Origin of the sequence: Thermophilibacter provencensis (assembly GCF_900128445.1) — a bacterium.
Classification (GTDB): Bacteria; Actinomycetota; Coriobacteriia; order Coriobacteriales; family Atopobiaceae; genus Thermophilibacter; species Thermophilibacter provencensis.
Map to the genome: position 1 here is coordinate 687,261 of NZ_LT671417.1, position 16,803 is coordinate 704,063.

The window sequence follows — 16,803 nt, forward strand, 5'->3', positions numbered from 1 at the left end:
TTATGGCAAAGGTTAAGTACAAGCTCGAGGACCTCCGCAACATCGGCATCATGGCCCACATCGATGCCGGCAAGACCACCACGACGGAGCGCATCCTCTACTACACGGGCAAGACCCACAAGATCGGCGAGGTTCACGACGGCGCCGCCACCATGGACTGGATGGTCCAGGAGCAGGAGCGCGGCGTGACCATCACCTCCGCGGCCACCACGTGCTTCTGGAAGGATCACGTCATCCAGATCATCGACACCCCGGGCCACGTCGACTTCACGTCCGAGGTCGAGCGGTGCCTTCGCGTCCTCGACGGTGCCGTGGCGGTCTTCGACGCCGTCGCCGGCGTCCAGCCGCAGTCCGAGACCGTCTGGCGTCAGGCCACCACGTACGGCGTCCCCCGCATCGCGTTCATCAACAAGTATGACCGCATTGGCGCCGACTTCTTCCACGCCATCGACACCATGAAGGACCGCCTGCACGCCAACGCCGTGGCGGCCCAGATTCCGATGGGCGCCGAGAACAACTTCTGGGGTCTCGTCGACCTGGTCACCATGACCGCGTGGGACTTCAAGGAGGACGCCAAGGGCATGATCTACCCTGAGCCCATGGACGCCATCCCCGACGAGTTTATGGACCTCGCGCAGGAGAAGCGTGAGGAGCTGCTCGACGCCGCCTCCAACTTCTCCGACGAGATCATGGAGGCCGTGCTCGAGGAGCAGGAGATCCCCGTCGACGACCTCAAGGCGGCCCTGCGCAAGGGCGTCATCGCCGGCGAGCTCAACCTCGTCTTCGTGGGCTCCGCCTACAAGAACAAGGGCATCCAGGAGCTCCTCGACGCCGTCGTGGACTACCTCCCGAGCCCGCTTGACGTTGCCGAGATCGACGGCACCAACCTCAAGGGCGAGCCCGAGGTCCGTCACGCCGACCCGAAGGAGCCCTTCGCGGCCCTCGCCTTCAAGATCATGACCGACCCGTACGTCGGCAAGCTCACCTACATCCGCGTGTACTCCGGTCAGGCGGAGGCGGGCTCCTACGTCTACAACTCGGTCAAGGACAACCGCGAGCGCCTCGGCCGCATCCTCGAGATGAACGCCAACGAGCGCGTCGACCGTGACGAGTGCTCCGCCGGCGACATCGTTGCCTGCGTCGGCCTCAAGAACACCACCACGGGCGAGACCCTCTGCGACGAGAAGCACCCCGTCATCCTCGAGTCCATCGAGTTCGCGACGCCGGTCATCTCCGTCGCCGTGGAGCCCAAGACCAAGGCCGAGCAGGACAAGATGTCCGTTGGCCTGGCCAAGCTCGCCGAGGAGGACCCGACCTTCCAGGTCCACACCGATCACGAGACCGGCCAGACCATCATCTCCGGCATGGGCGAGCTGCACCTCGAGATCATCGTCGACCGCCTGCGCCGCGAGTTCAAGGTCGACTGCAACGTCGGCAAGCCGCAGGTCGCCTATCGCGAGACCGCCGGCAAGGCCGTCACGCACGTCGAGGGCAAGTTCGTCCGCCAGTCCGGCGGCCGCGGCCAGTACGGCCACGCCGTCATCGACATGGAGCCCAACGAGCCGGGCAAGGGCTACGAGTTCGAGAACGCCATCGTCGGTGGCGTCATCCCGAAGGAGTACATCCCGTCCGTCGACAAGGGCATCCAGGAGGCGCTCGAGAGCGGCGTCATCGCCGGCTACCCGGTCGTCGACATCAAGGTCAAGCTCGTCGACGGCTCCTACCACGAGGTCGACTCCTCCGAGGCCGCCTTCAAGATCGCCGGCTCCATGGCCATCAAGGAGGCCCTGAAGAAGTCCAACCCCGTCCTCCTCGAACCCGTCGAGCAGGTCGAGGTCGAGACGCCCGAGCAGTACATGGGCGACGTCATGGGCAACCTCTCCAGCCGTCGTGGCAAGATCGAGGGCATGGAGGATCGTCGCGACACCAAGGTCATCCGTGCCAAGGTGCCCCTGGGCGAGATGTTCGGCTATGCCACGGACCTTCGCTCCCAGACGCAGGGCCGCGCGAGCTACACCATGCAGTTCGACTCGTACGAGCCCGTGCCGAAGGCCGTCCGTGACGAGATCGTCGCCAAGAACGGCGGCAACGCTTCCTAGTTAACGACCACCGAGCCCTAGCTCATTGGAGGTACCACAGTGTCAAGCCAGAAGATCAGGATTCGCCTCAAGGGCTACGACCACGAGGTCGTTGATCAGTCCGCGAAGCTCATCGTCGACACCGCCCAGAAGACCGGTGCGCGCGTGTCTGGCCCCATCCCCCTGCCCACCGAGCGCAACCTCTACACGGTCATCCGCTCGCCGCACAAGGACAAGGACTCCCGCGAGCAGTTCGAGATGCGCACCCACAAGCGCCTCATCGACATCCTCGACCCCTCGCCGTCCACGGTCGACTCGCTCATGCGCCTCGACCTTCCCGCTGGCGTCGACATCGAGATCAAGCTCTAAGGCCGTACACTCTTAGCAGCGATGAGGCCCCCGACCTTGCGCGCGGAAGTGCACTTCGTGGAACTTCCGCTTGGCAAGGTCGGGGGCCTCTGCCATCGAGACAACAGACCCAACCGACGGGTTGGGTCTGTTGTCAACCTGTAATGTGGGGAAGCTACTATGACGAGAAGGACGGTTGCTCTGAGAGGGGGCTTGCCATGAACATCGTTTGTCTCGACCTTGAGGGCGTGCTCGTGCCGGAGATCTGGATCGCGTTTGCGGAGGAGTCGGGCATCCCCGAGCTGCGCCGCACCACGCGTGACGAGCCGGACTACGACAGGCTCATGGCCTTTCGCATCGCCACGCTGCGCGAGCATGGCCTCGGCCTGCCTCAGATTCAGGACGTCATCTCACGCATCGACCCACTGCCAGGCGCCCGCGCCTTTCTTGACGCGCTGCGCGAGAGAACGCAGGCCGTGATTCTCTCCGACACGTTCGAAGAGTTCGCGCGTCCGCTCATGGCCAAGCTCGGCTGGCCCACGCTGCTCTGCAACTCGCTCGAGGTGTCTGCCGACGGCGAGATTCTCCGCCACCGCATGCGCTGTGAGAATTCAAAGCTCACTACCGTGCGCGCCCTCCAGTCCTGCGGCTACGAGACCATCGCCGCGGGGGACTCGTTCAACGACCTCGCTATGATCCGCGCGAGCAAGGCGGGCTTCCTCTTCCGCAGCACCCCGGCCATCCAGGAGGCCAATCCCGACCTGCCCGCGTTCACGGAGTACGCGGACCTGCTCAGCGGCATCACGGAGGCTCTGTAGCATGTCCGTCCTCTACATACTCCGGCACGGGCAGACCGAGTACAACCTCCAGCACAGAGTCCAGGGCCACTGCGACTCGCCGCTCACGCCGCTCGGCGTTGAGCAGGCACATGCCGCGGCCCGCTGGATCGCAGATCAGGGGGTGCGATTCGACCGCATGTGCACGTCGCCTCTCGGGCGCGCCGTGTCCACGCTCGAGGTGGTCCGCGAGGAGCTTATGGCGCGCGGCGAGAAGGACCTTCCCCCCGTCGAGCCGCTGGATGCCCTGATGGAGCGAAGCTACGGCCCCTTTGAGGGCGGCCCCGCCTCTGACGTGCCCGCGGAGCTGTGGGATCCCGGCGAGGCGCTCGTGCCCTTCGGCGGGGAGGGGAGCGTCGCGCTGCGCCGGCGCATCGTCAGGGCGATGACCGAGGTCGTGGACGCCCCGGGGGTCGAGACGGCGCTCGCCGTCTGCCATGGCTCGGCGACGCTACAGTTCAAGAAGGCATGGGAGAGCCTCGCCCGCTGCCCCCAGGACGTGCCGCTCGGCAACTGCTGCGTGCTCGTGTACGAGCATGAGCGCTCTTCCGGTCAGTTCTTCTGCGAGCGCATCGTGAACCAGCCCCTCTAGGGCCGTGCAAAGGGGACAGTCACTTTCGCACGGGCAGAAAGCCCGTGCGAAAGTGACTGTCCCCTTTGCACGGCCCCCTTTGCACGCCCAATGGATACGCCCGGGAGCGCGGAAACTCGCGCCGCAGGTCAGAAGCCACAAAACTTTTGCGGAGACATTGTGAATTTGCGTATGCCCATGTAGACTAGACAGGCTGCGCTAATGGGGAGAGGTGTGCCTCGAGCCAAGGTGCGGCAGATACAGGACGTGGTCCGCTGGGGAGGGGCAAAGGGTGCCCCACAGGTCCCATGACCACCGAAGGTTAGGAAAGAGCATGGTCAGCACGATCCTTGGCCGCAAGCTTGGGATGACGCAGATCTGGGACGAGAACGACAACGTCGTGCCCGTCACCGTCATCCAGGCTGGCCCCTGCACTGTCTCGCAGGTCAAGACGAAGGCGACCGACGGCTACGACGCCGTCCAGATCGGCTTCGGAGACATCTCCGCCAAGCACGTCAACAAGCCCATGGCCGGCCACTTCAAGGCCGCCGGCGTCGAGCCGATGCGCTACCTGCGCGAGGTCCGCGTCGAGAACGGCGAGGAGCACAAGACCGGCGACGTCGTCACCGTTGCTGACTTCGCCGAGGTCAAGGCCGTCGACGTCATCGGCACCTCCAAGGGCAAGGGCTTCCAGGGCACCATCAAGCGCTGGAACTTCTCGCGTGGCCCCATGACCCACGGCTCCCGCAACCAGCGTCGTCCGGGCTCCATCGGCCAGTGCGCCTACCCCGCGCGCGTTCGCAAGGGCCTGCACATGTACGGTCACATGGGCGACGAGCGCGTGACGGTCAAGAACCTCAAGCTCGTCCGCGTTGACGCCGAGCAGAACCTCATGCTCGTCAAGGGCGCTGTCCCCGGCGGCAAGAACGCTCTCGTCCAGATCCGCATGGCCTAAGTGCCAGGAAATCTCTTAGGCTAACAAGGAGGACAGAATGTCCAAGTACGCAATCAAGAACGCCGAGGGGGCCCAGGTCGCTGAGGCCGAGCTCGCCGACGGCGTCTTCGGCATCGAGCCGAACATCCCCGTCATCCACCAGGTCGTGGTGTGCCAGGACAGCTGCGCCCGCCAGGGCACCCACTCCGTGAAGAACCGCCACGAGGTCTCCGGCGGCGGCGCCAAGCCCTACCGCCAGAAGGGCACCGGCCGTGCTCGCCAGGGCTCCACGCGCGCCGCGCAGTGGACCGGCGGCGGCGTCGTCTTCGGCCCCACCCCGCGCACCCACAACAAGCGCATCAACAGCAAGATGGTCAAGCTTGCCATGCGCTCCGTGCTCTCTGGCAAGGTCTCCGACAGCGAGCTCGTCCTCGTTGACGCCCTCTCCTTTGAGAAGCCGTCCACGAAGCAGGCCAAGGCCCTTCTCGCCAGCCTCGGCATCGAGGGCAAGCGCGTGACCGTCGTCGTCTCCGACGATGACGTCAACACCTACCTCTCGTTCCGCAACCTCCAGCAGGTCAACGTCATCGGCATGTCCGAGGCCACGACCCGCAACCTCATCGACAACGGCGCCCTCGTCATGACCGCCGACATCGCGAAGCAGTTCGAGGAGGTGCTCGCATAATGAACTCCGCCTACGACGTGATCATCCGCCCGATCGTCTCCGAGCGTTCCTTTGACCTCATGGAGCAGGGCAAGTACACCTTCGAGGTGGCCAAGGCCGCTCCCAAGGAGGAGATCGCCGCCGCCATCGAGAAGCTCTTCGGCGTCCACGTGGTGAAGGTCAACACCATGAACGTCTCCGGCAAGAAGAAGCGCGTTCGCTATCAGACCCCTGGCACCACGCGCTCCTGGAAGAAGGCCGTCGTGACCCTCGCCGCCGGCGAGACGATCGAGATCTTCGGCAGCCAGCAGGCCGCCGAGTAGGCCAGCACCCCGCCCGAGCCCCTGAGGGGGGCCGGGCTTTTGTGCCCCGCGCGATGGATACGCGCGGAACCGTGGTAATCCGGTGTCGGCCGCCAATCCCTGAGCGGTCGGCCAACGGAAGAAGAAGGGAAAGAGTCAATGGCAGTCAAGCACCTCAAGCCCACGAGCGCGGGCCGTCGTTTCCAGACGGTCTCGGACTTCGCCGAGATCACCCGCAGCACGCCCGAGAAGTCGCTTCTCGAGCCCCTGCCCAAGAAGGCGGGCCGCAACAACAACGGCCGCATCACCACCCGTCACCAGGGCGGCGGCCACAAGCGTCAGTACCGCAAGATCGATTTCAAGCGCGTCAAGGACGACGTGCCGGCCAAGGTCGCCACGATCGAGTACGACCCCAACCGCTCCGCCCGCATCGCGCTGCTCCACTACGTCGACGGCGCCAAGGCCTACATCCTGTGCCCCGAGGGCCTGCACGTGGGCGACACCGTCCTGTCCGGCACCAAGGACGTGGACATCAAGCCCGGCAACTGCATGCCGCTCTCCGAGATCCCCGTCGGCACCCTCGTGCACGCCGTGGAGTTCCAGCCCGGCAAGGGCGCCGCTATGGCCCGCGCCGCCGGCACCTCCGTCCAGCTCATGGGCAAGGACAACGGCTATGCCGTCCTGCGCATGCCCTCCTCCGAGCTTCGTCGCGTCCTGCTCACCTGCCGCGCCACGATCGGTGAGGTCGGCAACGCCGAGCACTCCAACATCGTCGTCGGCAAGGCCGGCCGCAGCCGCTGGGCCGGCGTCCGCCCGACCGTCCGTGGTACCGTCATGAACCCGGTCGACCACCCGCACGGCGGCGGCGAGGGCAAGAACCACACCTCCGGCCGTCCGTCCGTGACGCCGTGGGGCAAGCCGACGAAGGGTTACAAGACGCGCGACCCGAAGAAGGCCTCCAACCGCCTGATCATCCGTCGCCGCAAGTCCAAGTAGTCGCAACACGAGTAGTAGGAGATAGAAAGCATGAGCAGAAGTCTCAAGAAGGGCCCGTTCGTGGAGACTCGCCTCCTCGCGCGTGTCGCCGCTCAGAACGAGGCCGGCACCAAGGAGGTCATCAAGACCTGGTCGCGCTCCTCGACCATCTTCCCCGAGATGGTCGGTCACACGATCGCCGTCCACGACGGCCGCAAGCACGTGCCCGTGTACGTCACCGAGTCCATGGTCGGGCACAAGCTGGGCGAGTTCGCCCCCACCCGCACGTTCCGTGGCCACAAGGAAAAGTAGGGGGTAGGGAAACAACATGCCTCAGAACACCAACACCAACGAGGTTCGCGCGACGGCCAAGTACGTCCGCGTCGCCCCTCGCAAGGCCCGCGCCGTCGTCTCGCTGATTCGCGACCTCCCCGTCGAGAAGGCCCTCGAGGTCCTGCAGTTCTCGACCCGCGCCGCTGCCGTGGACGTGGCCAAGGTCCTGCGCTCCGCGGTCGCCAACGCCGAGAACAACAACGGCCTGCGCGGCGACAACCTCTACGTGAAGCTCGCCTACGTTGACGAGGGCCCCACCCTCAAGCGCATCCGCCCGCGCGCCAAGGGTTCTGCCTCCCGCATCAACAAGCGCATGAGCCACATCACCGTCGTCGTCGCTCCTCGAAAGGAGGCGTAGGGAAAGCATGGGTCACAAGGTTCAGCCGACTGGCTTCCGTCTCGGCATCACCGAGGAGTGGCGTTCCCGCTGGTACGCCGATAAGAACTACGCCGAGAACCTCGGCAACGATCTCGCCATCCGCTCCTACCTCGAGAAGCGCCTCGCCAAGGCCGCCCTCTCCCGCGTCGACATCGAGCGCGCCGGCGACAAGGTCAAGGTCACGATCTACACCGGCCGCCCCGGCATCGTGATCGGCAAGAAGGGCGCCGACATCGACGTCCTGCGCTCCGACCTCGAGAAGGTCGCGGGCGTCGGCAAGGGCATGGTCGCCGTGGACGTCATCGAGGTCAAGCGCCCCGAGCTCGACGCCAACCTCGTTGCCCAGTCCATCGCCGAGCAGCTCGAGGGCCGCGTCGCCTTCCGTCGCGCCATGCGCAAGGCCGTCCAGTCCGCCCGCAAGGCCGGCGCCAAGGGCATTCGTATCCAGTGCTCCGGCCGCCTCAACGGCGCCGAGATGGGCCGCCGCGAGTGGTACCGCGAGGGTCGCGTGCCCCTGCACACCCTGCGTGCCGTGATCGACTACGGCCAGTCCACCGCTCGCACCACCATGGGCGCCTGCGGAATCAAGGTTTGGATCTACTTCGGCGAGAAGCTCCCCGGCCAGGCCACGCCTCGCCCGGCTCTCGAGGGCTCCAGCCGTCCTCGCCGCGGTCGCAATGAGAGGAGGGGCCGTTAATGCTCGCACCTAAGCGCGTTCTTCACCGCAAGGTCCAGCGTGGCTCCATGAAGGGTCACGCCAAGGGCAACACCCAGCTGCACTTTGGCTCCTATGGCATCCAGGCCCTCGAGGCCCACTGGATCACCAACCGTCAGATCGAGGCCTGCCGTGTCGCCATGACCCGCTACATGAAGCGTGGCGGCAAGGTCTGGATCACGATCTTCCCGGACAAGCCCATCACCAAGAAGCCCGCCGAGACCCGCATGGGCTCGGGCAAGGGCAACCCCGAGGAGTGGGTGGCCGTCGTCAAGCCGGGCCGCATCATGTTCGAGATTGATGGCGTGTCCGACGAGGTGGCTCGCGAGGCTCTCCGTCTGGCCCAGCACAAGCTGCCGATCAAGACCAAGATCGTCGCCCGCACCGACCAGGACGGGGAGGAATAGGCAATGAAGTACACCGACATCAAGGCCATGAGCGACGACGAGCTCGCCAAGAAGCTGGAGGAGGGCCGCGCTGAGCTCTTCAACCTCCGCTTCCAGATGGCCACGAGCCAGCTTGACAACACGGCCCGCGTCAAGACCGTGAAGAAGGACATCGCGCGCGTCCTCACCGAGCAGCGCGCCCGCCAGATCGCGGCTGAGAAGTCCGCCGCGCAGAACTAGATCGCAGGAGAATGACAATGGCTGAGACCGAGAAGAGGAACGCGCGCAAGGTCGTCACCGGGACGGTCGTCTCCATCTCTGGCGACAAGTCCATCACGGTGAAGATCGACTACCGCAAGCGTCACCCCAAGTACGGCAAGATGATGACCATCTCCAAGAAGCTTCACGCTCACGACGAGAAGAACGAGTGCGGCGTCGGCGACACCGTCACCGTCATGGAGACTCGTCCGCTTTCCAAGACCAAGCGTTGGCGTCTCGTGGAGATCGTCGAGCGCGCCAAGTAAGTATCAGTGACGAGCCCTGCCCACGTGCGTCGCACGTAAGGACGCACCTCTGGGCGGGCACACGTTCGGAGGAACACCAATGATTCAGATGGAGACCATGCTCAACGTCGCTGACAACAGCGGCGCTCGACGCGTGAAGTGCGTCAAGGTCCTCGGTGGCTCCAAGCGTCGCTACGCCGGCCTGGCCGACGTCATCATCGGCGCCGTGCAGGAGGCTACCCCGGGCGGTTCCGTGAAGAAGGGCGACATCGTCCGCTGCGTCATCGTGCGCACGGTCAAGGAGACCCGTCGCAAGGACGGCAGCTACATCCGCTTTGACCAGAACGCCTGTGTCCTGGTCAACAAGGATGGTGAGCCCAAGGGCACCCGTATCTTCGGGCCCGTCGCCCGCGAGCTGCGCGACCACAAGTACATGAAGATCGTCTCGCTCGCGCCTGAGACGCTCTAGGGAGTGAGGACGAATGGCTAAGATGCATGTGAAGAAGGGCGACAAGGTCGTCGTCCTCTCCGGTAAGGACAAGGGCAAGGAGGGCGAGATCCTCCGCGCCAAGCCCGCCGAGGGCAAGGTCATCGTTGAGGGCGTCGCCATGGTCAAGAAGGCCGTGCGCCCCAACGCGCAGAACCAGCAGGGCGGCATCGTCGAGCAGGAGGCCGCCATCGACGCCTCCAACGTCATGCTCGTCTGCCCGAGCTGCGGCAAGCCCACGCGCGTCGGTCACGACGTGAACGACGAGGGCAAGAAGGTCCGCGTGTGCAAGAAGTGCGGCGCCAAGTTCTAAGGGCCTGAGCCGCATATCATTCCGGGGAGCCCCCGGATTTCCTACGAGAGGTGCGCTTCGCGAAACCTCTCTTCGGAAATCCGGGGGCTCCTCGCATGCAGTTTCTGGCCCAGGCCCTTAGAACTTGGCGTCGCCCTGGTCTGTGCGCCGTCTGGGGGGCGCGTACTCAGATGCGGATTTGAGCGGTCAACCAGCGTGATGTTGATGCGGAAATACGCCTTCAAGCACGTCGCCCTTCAGCCTCTGGCACTCAGATGCGGAAATGAGCGCGGAGCGGTACTCAGATGCGGATCTGAGTGAGGGGTGATGCTCAGATCCGGAACTGAGCGACCGCCCGACGGAACGGTCCTGCGGAAACGTGTCATCGCGCGCGGCGAGCCACGGCCGCTGATGCTCAAATCCGGATTTGAGTAGGGGGTGATGCTCAGATGGGGAACTGAGCGAGGGAGATGCTCAGAAGCGCATTTGAGTGGCGAGAAGGACGGGCGAGAAGGACGTAGCGTCGAGCGAGTTAGCCGAGAGCGAATGTGCATAAACGGTGCGTCGTTCTTCTCGGTTTTCCTTTTGTGGAGAAAGGGCGTATTATGTTTCCTTGCGTCTCTGGGTAGGGTGTATTCTGCCCCGGGCGCGTGACAAGGCTCCCCGCCCCGCCAAGGCAGGGAGGTACGAGGTTGGAAACCCCGTGCTGAGAACCCCAAGAGTTTAAGGAGTGGACATGGCAGACAAGTACGTACCGCGTCTCAAGGAGCAGTACTTCGCCACCGTGCGTGACGAGCTCCAGAAGCAGTTCGGCTACAAGAACGTTCACCAGATTCCGAAGATCGAGAAGATCGTCGTGAACATGGGCGTCGGCGAGGCCGCGACGGACGCCAAGGCCATCGACGGCGCCGTCGCCGACCTGCGCGCCATCACCGGCCAGCAGCCCCTCGTGACCCACGCCCGCAAGTCCATCGCGACCTTCCACCTTCGCGCCGGCATGCCGATCGGCGCCAAGGTCACCCTGCGCGGCGACCGCATGTGGGAGTTCTTCGACCGCCTCATCTCCATCGCCATCCCGCGCATCCGCGACTTCCGCGGCATCTCCCCGAAGAGCTTCGACGGCCGCGGCAACTTCTCCATGGGCGTCACCGAGCAGCTCATCTTCCCGGAGATCGACTTCGACAAGATCGACCACACCCGCGGCATGGACATCACCATCGTGACCACCGCTCAGACTGACGAGGAGGGCAAGGCGCTTCTCAAGGCCTTCCACTTCCCGTTCAAGGCTGAGTAGGTCAAATACCGACAAAGGCGTCCCGGCAGGGCCGGGGCGCCCGGATTGCAATGAAGGAGGATTTGTGGCTAAGACATCGATGATCGTCAAGGCTCAGCGCGAGCCGAAGTTCTCGACGCGCAAGCAGAACCGCTGCCAGCGTTGTGGGCGTCCCCACTCCGTCTATCGCAAGTTCGGCCTCTGCCGCGTCTGCTTCCGCGAGCTTGCGAGCAAGGGCGAGCTTCCCGGCGTCCGCAAGGCGAGCTGGTAGGACCCTGGGGCTCTGGCGTCCAGGCGCTTGTGCCACGGGTGCGAGCGAACCGGACACGCAGGTTCATCATTATCGAAGGAGAATGATCCATGAAGATCACTGATCCCATTTCTGACATGCTGACGCGCATCCGCAACGCGAACGCCGCCAACAAGGCCGAGGTGTCCATGCCCTCGACCAAGGTGCTCGTCGAGATTGCCCGCGTCATCTGCGAGGAGGGATACATCGCCGGGTACGAGGTCGAGGACACGACCCCGCAGAAGACCCTCCACATCACGCTCAAGTACGGCGCCCGCCACGCGAAGGTCATCCGTGGCATTCGCCGCATCTCCAAGCCCGGCCTGCGCATCTACTCCACCGCGGAGAAGCTTCCGCGCGTGCTCGGCGGCCTCGGCACCGCCGTCATCTCTACCTCCAAGGGCATGATGTGCGACCGCGACGCCCGCAAGCAGGGCATCGGCGGCGAGGTCATCGCCTACATCTGGTAACTCACGGCAGGAATGAAAGGAGACAACCGTGTCTCGTATTGGTAAGCAGCCTGTCCAGGTTCCCGCCGGAGTCACTGTGACAGTCAACGGCAGCACCGTCACCATCAAGGGCGGCAAGGGCGAGCTCACCCGCACCTTCTCCGATCTCGTCGAGATCAAGGAGGAGGGCGAGGAGCTCCTCGTCGTCCGCGTGGACGAGTCCACCGCCTCCAACGCCCAGCAGGGCCTCACCCGCACCCTTCTCCACAACATGGTGGTTGGCGTCTCCGAGGGCTTTGAGAAGAAGCTCGAGCTCACCGGCGTCGGCTACCGTGCGGCGCTCAAGGGCAAGGACCTCGACCTCTCGCTCGGCTACTCTCACCCGGTGGTCTACCCGGCCCCCGAGAACATCACCTTCGAGGTGCCCGACAACACCCACATCAACGTGAAGGGCATCTCCAAGGAGCAGGTCGGCCAGGTGGCCGCCGAGATCCGCATGAAGCGCCCGCCCGAGCCGTACAAGGGCAAGGGCATCCACTACGTGGGCGAGCACATCCGCAGGAAGCTCGGCAAGGCCGCCAAGTAGTCTTCGGCCAGGCAGCGAAAGACCATCACCCCGTCAGGTGATGGCACGTCTAAGGAGAAGGAATGAACAAGCAGCAGGCGAAGAAGGCCGGTCTCAAGCGCCGCGAGCGCCGCGTCCGCGCCAAGATCTTCGGCACCGCTGAGCGTCCGCGCCTCAGCGTGCACCGCACCAACGCAAACATCTACGCTCAGGTCATCGACGACGCCGACGGCAAGACCATCTGCTCTGCCTCGACCCTCGACCCCGAGTTCCGCGCCACGGGCAAGATCGGCTCCAACAAGGAGGCCGCCGAGTTCGTTGGCGAGCTCGTGGGCAAGCGTGCCGTCGAGAAGGGCGTCACCACGGTCACCTTCGACCGCGGTGGTCGCATCTATCACGGCCGTGTCAAGGCTCTGGCAGACGGTGCCCGCAACGCGGGCCTGAAGTTCTAGGAGGATTCAATGGCACGAGATCGTAAGCGCCAGCAGGACACGGATCTTCAGGAGCGCGTCGTCTACATCCACCGCGTCTCCAAGACCGTCAAGGGCGGCCGTCGCATGTCCCTCGTCGCCCTCGTGGCCGTCGGTGACGGCAAGGGCAACGTCGGCCTCGGCATGGGCAAGTCCGCCGAGGTGCCCCTGGCCATCCAGAAGGGCATCGAGGACGCCAAGAAGAACATGTTCCACGTGCCCGTGACCGAGCACGGCACCATCCCGCACACCGTCGAGGGCCACTACGGCGCCGGCCGCGTTCTCATCAAGCCGGCCATCGAGGGTACCGGCGTCATCGCCGGCGGCCCCGTCCGTCCGCTCTTCGAGCTCGCTGGCATCACCAACGTGCTCTCCAAGTCCCTCGGCACCAGCAACGCGATGAACATCATCAAGGCCGCCGCCGAGGGCCTCAAGGAGCTCTCCAGCCCCGAGCAGGCCGCCGAGCGCCGCGGCATGACCGTGGGCGAGATGTTTGTCGGGAAGGAGAACTAGCGATGGCTCAGTCCCTCAAGATCAAGCTCGTGCGCAGCGCCGTTGCCTCCGTCAAGAAGGACCAGACGGCTACCTGCCGCGCCCTCGGCCTCCGCAAGATCGGCGACGTCGTCGAGCAGCCGGACAACCCGAGCATTCGTGGAATGATCTTCAAGGTCAAGCACCTTGTCACCGTGGAAGAGAACTAGGAGTCACTCATGCAGCTCAACGATCTGCGTCCCGCGGAGGGCTCGCGCAAGAACCGCAAGCGCATCGGCCGCGGCAACTCGTCCGGTCACGGCACCACGGCCGGTCGCGGCACCAAGGGCCAGCTCTCCCGTTCCGGCGGCGGCAAGGGCAAGGGCTTCGAGGGCGGTCAGCAGCCGCTCGCGATGCGTCTCCCCAAGCTCCCCGGTTTCACCAACCACAACCGCGTTGAGTACGCCCCGGTGAACGTCGCCCGCCTCGAGGCGCTGTTCGCCGACGGTGAGACCGTCGACGCCGATTCCTTGGTTGCCAAGGGCGTCATCAAGCACAACTATATTCCCGTGAAGGTCCTCGGCGACGGCGAGCTGACCAAGAAGCTCACCGTCAAGGTGGACAAGGTCTCCGCCTCTGCCCAGGCTAAGATCGAGGCGGCCGGAGGAAAGGTCGAGCAGGCGTGCTAAAGGGAATCGCCAATGCGTTTCGCATTCCGGAACTGAGGCAGAAGCTCCTGCTGACGGCAGGCATCCTTCTGCTGTATCGCTTCGGCGCCTATCTGCCCGTTCCGGGCGCGCCGTTCCAGGAGATGCTCGGCGCCTATCAGGCCGGGCTCTCCTCGAGCGGTGCCATGGCCGTGCTCAACCTCTTCTCAGGTGGCGCGCTTTCCCGCATGTCCGTGTTCAGCCTCGGCATCATGCCCTACATCACTGCTCAGATTATTCTGCAGCTGCTGCAGGCCGTGATTCCGTCCCTCGGCGAGCTTGCAAAGGAGGGCGAGGCCGGTCAGCGTAAGATCACGCAGTACACGCGCTATCTCACGATCGGCCTTGCCCTGCTCAACGCCATTGGCTACCTGTTCCTCTTCAGGAGCTATGGCGTGAGCTTCTCCAACATCGGGGTCCCCGAGCTTCTCCTTGACGTCATCGTCGTCTTCACCATGGTGGTCGGCGCGATGATCATCATGTGGCTTGGCGAGATCATCACCCAGCGCGGCGTTGGCAACGGCATGTCGCTCATCATCTTCGCGAACATCATGTCCGGCATCCCGACCGCCCTCATCACCTCGGTGACCGGTGTGGGCAACATCGTCCTCACCATCGTCACCCTCGTGGTGATCGTCGCGGTCATCCCGCTCATCGTTTACGTGGAGCGGGGACAGCGTCGCATTCCCATCCAGTACGCGAAGCGCGTCGTAGGGCGCAGGATGATGGGCGGGCAGTCCACCTACCTTCCGATCAAGGTGAACACCGCCGGCGTCGTGCCGATCATCTTCGCCTCGGCGATTCTCTACCTCCCGGCTCAGCTCGCGGTCTTCTTCCCCAACGTCGACTGGGTGCAGGCCTTCGCCAACGCGCTCTCTGCCGGCTGGATCAACTGGGTGCTGTCCGTCGTCCTGATTGTGGCCTTCGCCTACTTCTACTCCTCCATGGTGTTCAACCCCACGGAGACGGCTGACCAGCTGCGCAAGCAGGGCGGGTTCATTCCGGGCGTGCGCCCCGGCGCCGCGACGGCCGCCTACATCAAGAGCACGATCGATCACATCACGCTGCCCGGCGCCCTCTTCATGGCGGTCCTGGCCGTGGTGCCCACGATCATCTTCTCGTTCACCGGCAACTCGCTCATTCAGGCCTTCGGCGGGACCTCGGTCCTCATCATGGTCAGCGTTGCCATGGACACGCTCTCCTCCATTGAGAGCCAGCTCAAGATGCACAATTACGACGGCTTCTTCAAGTAGCGGTCGTGAAAGGGTAGAGCAAGGCAATCAGAAAGGTGGTCGGCATCATGAACATCGTTCTTCTCGGCGCTCCCGGCTCTGGCAAGGGCACCCAGGCCCAGAAGCTCGTGGCGGAGTACGGCTTTGCCCACATCTCCACCGGCGACCTTCTCAGAGCCGCCATCAAGGAGGGCTCCAAGCTCGGCAAGAAGGCGAAAGGTTACATGGATGCCGGCCAGCTCGTTCCCGATGCCCTGGTCGTCGACCTCGTCAAGGAGCGCCTTGAGGCCGATGACGCGCAGAAGGGCTTCATCCTCGACGGATTCCCGCGCAACACCTCGCAGGCCGTGACGCTTGACTCCGAGCTCGCCGCGATGGGCCGCACGCTCGATTCGGCGCTGCTCATCTCGGTTGAGCCCGGCGTCATCGTCGAGCGCCTGAGCTCGCGTCGCACCTGCCGCGCCTGCGGCTACACCGCATCGGCCGGCGTGGACGCCTGCCCCCGCTGCGGCGGCGAGATGTACCAGCGTGATGACGACAAGCCTGAGACGATTCAGCATCGCCTCGACGTCTACGAGTCTCAGACGTCCCCGCTGATCGAGTACTACAAGGGACATGCGATTCTCAAGGAGGTTGACGGAGACCGTCCCGTCGACGAGGTTTATGCCGACGTCAAGACGCTCCTCGCTCTATGATCAACATTAAGTCACCTGTCGAGATCGAGCAGATGAAGGCCGCCGGGGCTCTGTCCAAGGCGGCCCTTCGTCGTGCCGGGGCATGTGTGCGACCCGGCGTCACCACCAAGGAGCTCGATCAGGTCGTGGAGGGGTTCATCCGCCTTCACGGCGCAGTCCCCACCTTCAAGGGGTATGGCGGATTTCCGGGAAGCATCTGCTCGTCCGTGAACGAGCAGATCGTCCACGGCATCCCGTCGCCCGCCGTCGTGCTTCAGGAGGGCGACATCATCTCCATCGACACCGGAGCCACCTACCAGGGCTGGGTCGGTGACAACGCGTGGACCTTCTACGTGGGGGAGCCCTCCGAGGAGTGGCGCGCCCTCTGCGAGTGCACGCGCGACTGCCTCAAGGCCGCGATTGAGCAGGCCGTGCCCGGCAACCACCTTGGCGACATCGGCGCCGCGGTCCAGGAGCTCGCCGAGTCGAACGGCTACGGCGTGGTCCGCGACTACGTGGGCCATGGGGTCGGGCGTGTCATGCACGAGGACCCCGAGGTCAGGAACTATGGCAGGCGCGGGCGCGGCGTGCGCCTGCAGGCTGGCATGGTCATCGCCATCGAGCCCATGATCACGCTCGGCACGTACCAGTGCGAGACGCTCGCCAACGGCTGGACCGTCGTCACCCGTGACGGCAAGCCCGCGGCGCACTACGAGAACACCGTCGCCGTCACCGAGGACGGGCCCGTCATCCTCACGCAGGACGAGAAGGGCCCGTGGTGCTCGATGGAGGGCGGCATAGAGGAGTAGGCACCTCATCGTCCACGGTGCATTGACGCTGTTATGTGCGTCTGGTGCAGCGTGGACGAAC

27 protein-coding genes are annotated in these 16,803 nt (G+C 64.7%); all 27 read left to right on the top strand.

Going from position 1 to position 16,803, the window contains the following annotated elements; genetic code table 11:
• Nucleotides 1-2: 2 nt before the first annotated feature.
• The 27 genes from fusA to map all read left to right on the top strand — a co-directional run bounded on the left by fusA (nt 3) and on the right by map (nt 16,742).
• On the top strand, nt 3-2,099 hold the full coding sequence (gene fusA, locus BQ7391_RS03035; protein WP_075279249.1) for an elongation factor G: 2,097 nt from the start codon (nt 3-5) through the stop codon (nt 2,097-2,099).
• Between the two features lie 39 nt (nt 2,100-2,138).
• A complete protein-coding gene (gene rpsJ, locus BQ7391_RS03040) occupies nt 2,139-2,447 on the top strand; it encodes a 30S ribosomal protein S10 (RefSeq protein ID WP_072374151.1) in 309 nt (102 codons plus the stop codon).
• Nucleotides 2,448-2,644: 197 nt separating this feature from the next.
• Entirely contained in the window at nt 2,645-3,244 is a 600-nt protein-coding gene (thrH, locus tag BQ7391_RS03045; protein WP_075279250.1) for a bifunctional phosphoserine phosphatase/homoserine phosphotransferase ThrH, read from the top strand.
• A 1-nt stretch (nt 3,245) separates the two neighbouring features.
• A complete protein-coding gene (locus BQ7391_RS03050; RefSeq protein ID WP_075279251.1) occupies nt 3,246-3,854 on the top strand; it encodes a histidine phosphatase family protein in 609 nt (202 codons plus the stop codon).
• A 313-nt stretch (nt 3,855-4,167) separates the two neighbouring features.
• The gene (gene rplC / locus BQ7391_RS03055) at nt 4,168-4,788 is read left to right on the top strand and encodes a 50S ribosomal protein L3 (RefSeq protein ID WP_075279252.1); all 621 of its coding nucleotides are present in this window, start codon (nt 4,168-4,170) and stop codon (nt 4,786-4,788) included.
• A gap of 37 nt (nt 4,789-4,825) precedes the next feature.
• Nucleotides 4,826-5,452: a 50S ribosomal protein L4 gene (rplD, locus tag BQ7391_RS03060; protein WP_075279253.1), complete on the top strand. Its 627-nt coding sequence runs from the start codon at nt 4,826-4,828 to the stop codon at nt 5,450-5,452.
• Entirely contained in the window at nt 5,452-5,754 is a 303-nt protein-coding gene (gene rplW / locus BQ7391_RS03065; RefSeq protein ID WP_075279254.1) for a 50S ribosomal protein L23, read from the top strand. The genes rplD and rplW overlap by 1 nt, the downstream gene beginning before the upstream one ends.
• A 138-nt stretch (nt 5,755-5,892) precedes the next feature.
• Nucleotides 5,893-6,729, top strand: coding sequence for a 50S ribosomal protein L2 (rplB, locus tag BQ7391_RS03070; protein WP_075279255.1), 837 nt, complete (start codon nt 5,893-5,895; stop codon nt 6,727-6,729).
• Nucleotides 6,730-6,759: 30 nt separating this feature from the next.
• Nucleotides 6,760-7,020: a 30S ribosomal protein S19 gene (gene rpsS / locus BQ7391_RS03075; RefSeq protein ID WP_072374173.1), complete on the top strand. Its 261-nt coding sequence runs from the start codon at nt 6,760-6,762 to the stop codon at nt 7,018-7,020.
• A gap of 16 nt (nt 7,021-7,036) precedes the next feature.
• Nucleotides 7,037-7,399 carry a 50S ribosomal protein L22 gene (rplV, locus tag BQ7391_RS03080; RefSeq protein ID WP_075279256.1) on the top strand — a complete coding sequence of 121 codons (363 nt, stop codon included), beginning with the start codon at nt 7,037-7,039 and terminating at the stop codon, nt 7,397-7,399.
• Between the two features lie 7 nt (nt 7,400-7,406).
• On the top strand, nt 7,407-8,117 hold the full coding sequence (rpsC, locus tag BQ7391_RS03085; RefSeq protein ID WP_075279257.1) for a 30S ribosomal protein S3: 711 nt from the start codon (nt 7,407-7,409) through the stop codon (nt 8,115-8,117).
• Nucleotides 8,117-8,542, top strand: coding sequence for a 50S ribosomal protein L16 (gene rplP, locus BQ7391_RS03090; RefSeq protein ID WP_075279258.1), 426 nt, complete (start codon nt 8,117-8,119; stop codon nt 8,540-8,542). The genes rpsC and rplP overlap by 1 nt, the downstream gene beginning before the upstream one ends.
• A 3-nt stretch (nt 8,543-8,545) precedes the next feature.
• Nucleotides 8,546-8,761 carry a 50S ribosomal protein L29 gene (gene rpmC, locus BQ7391_RS03095; RefSeq protein ID WP_075279259.1) on the top strand — a complete coding sequence of 72 codons (216 nt, stop codon included), beginning with the start codon at nt 8,546-8,548 and terminating at the stop codon, nt 8,759-8,761.
• A 17-nt stretch (nt 8,762-8,778) separates the two neighbouring features.
• Complete coding sequence (gene rpsQ / locus BQ7391_RS03100; RefSeq protein ID WP_075279260.1) at nt 8,779-9,045, top strand: 30S ribosomal protein S17; 267 nt, start codon at nt 8,779-8,781, stop codon at nt 9,043-9,045.
• Nucleotides 9,046-9,124: 79 nt separating this feature from the next.
• Nucleotides 9,125-9,493 (top strand): 50S ribosomal protein L14, encoded by a 369-nt coding sequence (gene rplN, locus BQ7391_RS03105; RefSeq protein ID WP_075279261.1) that lies wholly within the window; start codon nt 9,125-9,127, stop codon nt 9,491-9,493.
• Between the two features lie 13 nt (nt 9,494-9,506).
• Nucleotides 9,507-9,824 (top strand): 50S ribosomal protein L24, encoded by a 318-nt coding sequence (gene rplX / locus BQ7391_RS03110; RefSeq protein WP_075279262.1) that lies wholly within the window; start codon nt 9,507-9,509, stop codon nt 9,822-9,824.
• A 715-nt stretch (nt 9,825-10,539) separates the two neighbouring features.
• Complete coding sequence (gene rplE / locus BQ7391_RS03115; RefSeq protein ID WP_075279263.1) at nt 10,540-11,097, top strand: 50S ribosomal protein L5; 558 nt, start codon at nt 10,540-10,542, stop codon at nt 11,095-11,097.
• A 64-nt stretch (nt 11,098-11,161) separates the two neighbouring features.
• Nucleotides 11,162-11,347, top strand: a complete 186-nt coding sequence (locus BQ7391_RS03120; RefSeq protein WP_075279264.1) for a type Z 30S ribosomal protein S14 — start codon at nt 11,162-11,164, stop codon at nt 11,345-11,347.
• A gap of 89 nt (nt 11,348-11,436) precedes the next feature.
• Nucleotides 11,437-11,835, top strand: coding sequence for a 30S ribosomal protein S8 (gene rpsH, locus BQ7391_RS03125; protein WP_075279265.1), 399 nt, complete (start codon nt 11,437-11,439; stop codon nt 11,833-11,835).
• Nucleotides 11,836-11,863: 28 nt separating this feature from the next.
• On the top strand, nt 11,864-12,400 hold the full coding sequence (gene rplF, locus BQ7391_RS03130; protein ID WP_075279266.1) for a 50S ribosomal protein L6: 537 nt from the start codon (nt 11,864-11,866) through the stop codon (nt 12,398-12,400).
• 62 nt (nt 12,401-12,462) lie between these two features.
• Entirely contained in the window at nt 12,463-12,831 is a 369-nt protein-coding gene (gene rplR / locus BQ7391_RS03135; protein WP_075279267.1) for a 50S ribosomal protein L18, read from the top strand.
• Between the two features lie 9 nt (nt 12,832-12,840).
• Nucleotides 12,841-13,362 (top strand): 30S ribosomal protein S5, encoded by a 522-nt coding sequence (gene rpsE / locus BQ7391_RS03140; protein ID WP_075279268.1) that lies wholly within the window; start codon nt 12,841-12,843, stop codon nt 13,360-13,362.
• Nucleotides 13,363-13,364: 2 nt separating this feature from the next.
• Nucleotides 13,365-13,550, top strand: a complete 186-nt coding sequence (gene rpmD / locus BQ7391_RS03145; RefSeq protein ID WP_075279269.1) for a 50S ribosomal protein L30 — start codon at nt 13,365-13,367, stop codon at nt 13,548-13,550.
• Between the two features lie 9 nt (nt 13,551-13,559).
• Nucleotides 13,560-14,009 carry a 50S ribosomal protein L15 gene (rplO, locus tag BQ7391_RS03150; protein ID WP_075279270.1) on the top strand — a complete coding sequence of 150 codons (450 nt, stop codon included), beginning with the start codon at nt 13,560-13,562 and terminating at the stop codon, nt 14,007-14,009.
• Nucleotides 14,003-15,280, top strand: coding sequence for a preprotein translocase subunit SecY (gene secY, locus BQ7391_RS03155; RefSeq protein WP_075279271.1), 1,278 nt, complete (start codon nt 14,003-14,005; stop codon nt 15,278-15,280). The genes rplO and secY overlap by 7 nt, the downstream gene beginning before the upstream one ends.
• 47 nt (nt 15,281-15,327) lie before the next feature.
• Entirely contained in the window at nt 15,328-15,954 is a 627-nt protein-coding gene (locus BQ7391_RS03160) for an adenylate kinase (protein WP_075280850.1), read from the top strand.
• The gene (gene map, locus BQ7391_RS03165; RefSeq protein WP_075279272.1) at nt 15,951-16,742 is read left to right on the top strand and encodes a type I methionyl aminopeptidase; all 792 of its coding nucleotides are present in this window, start codon (nt 15,951-15,953) and stop codon (nt 16,740-16,742) included. Before BQ7391_RS03160 ends, map begins: the two co-directional genes overlap by 4 nt.
• Nucleotides 16,743-16,803: the final 61 nt, after the last annotated feature.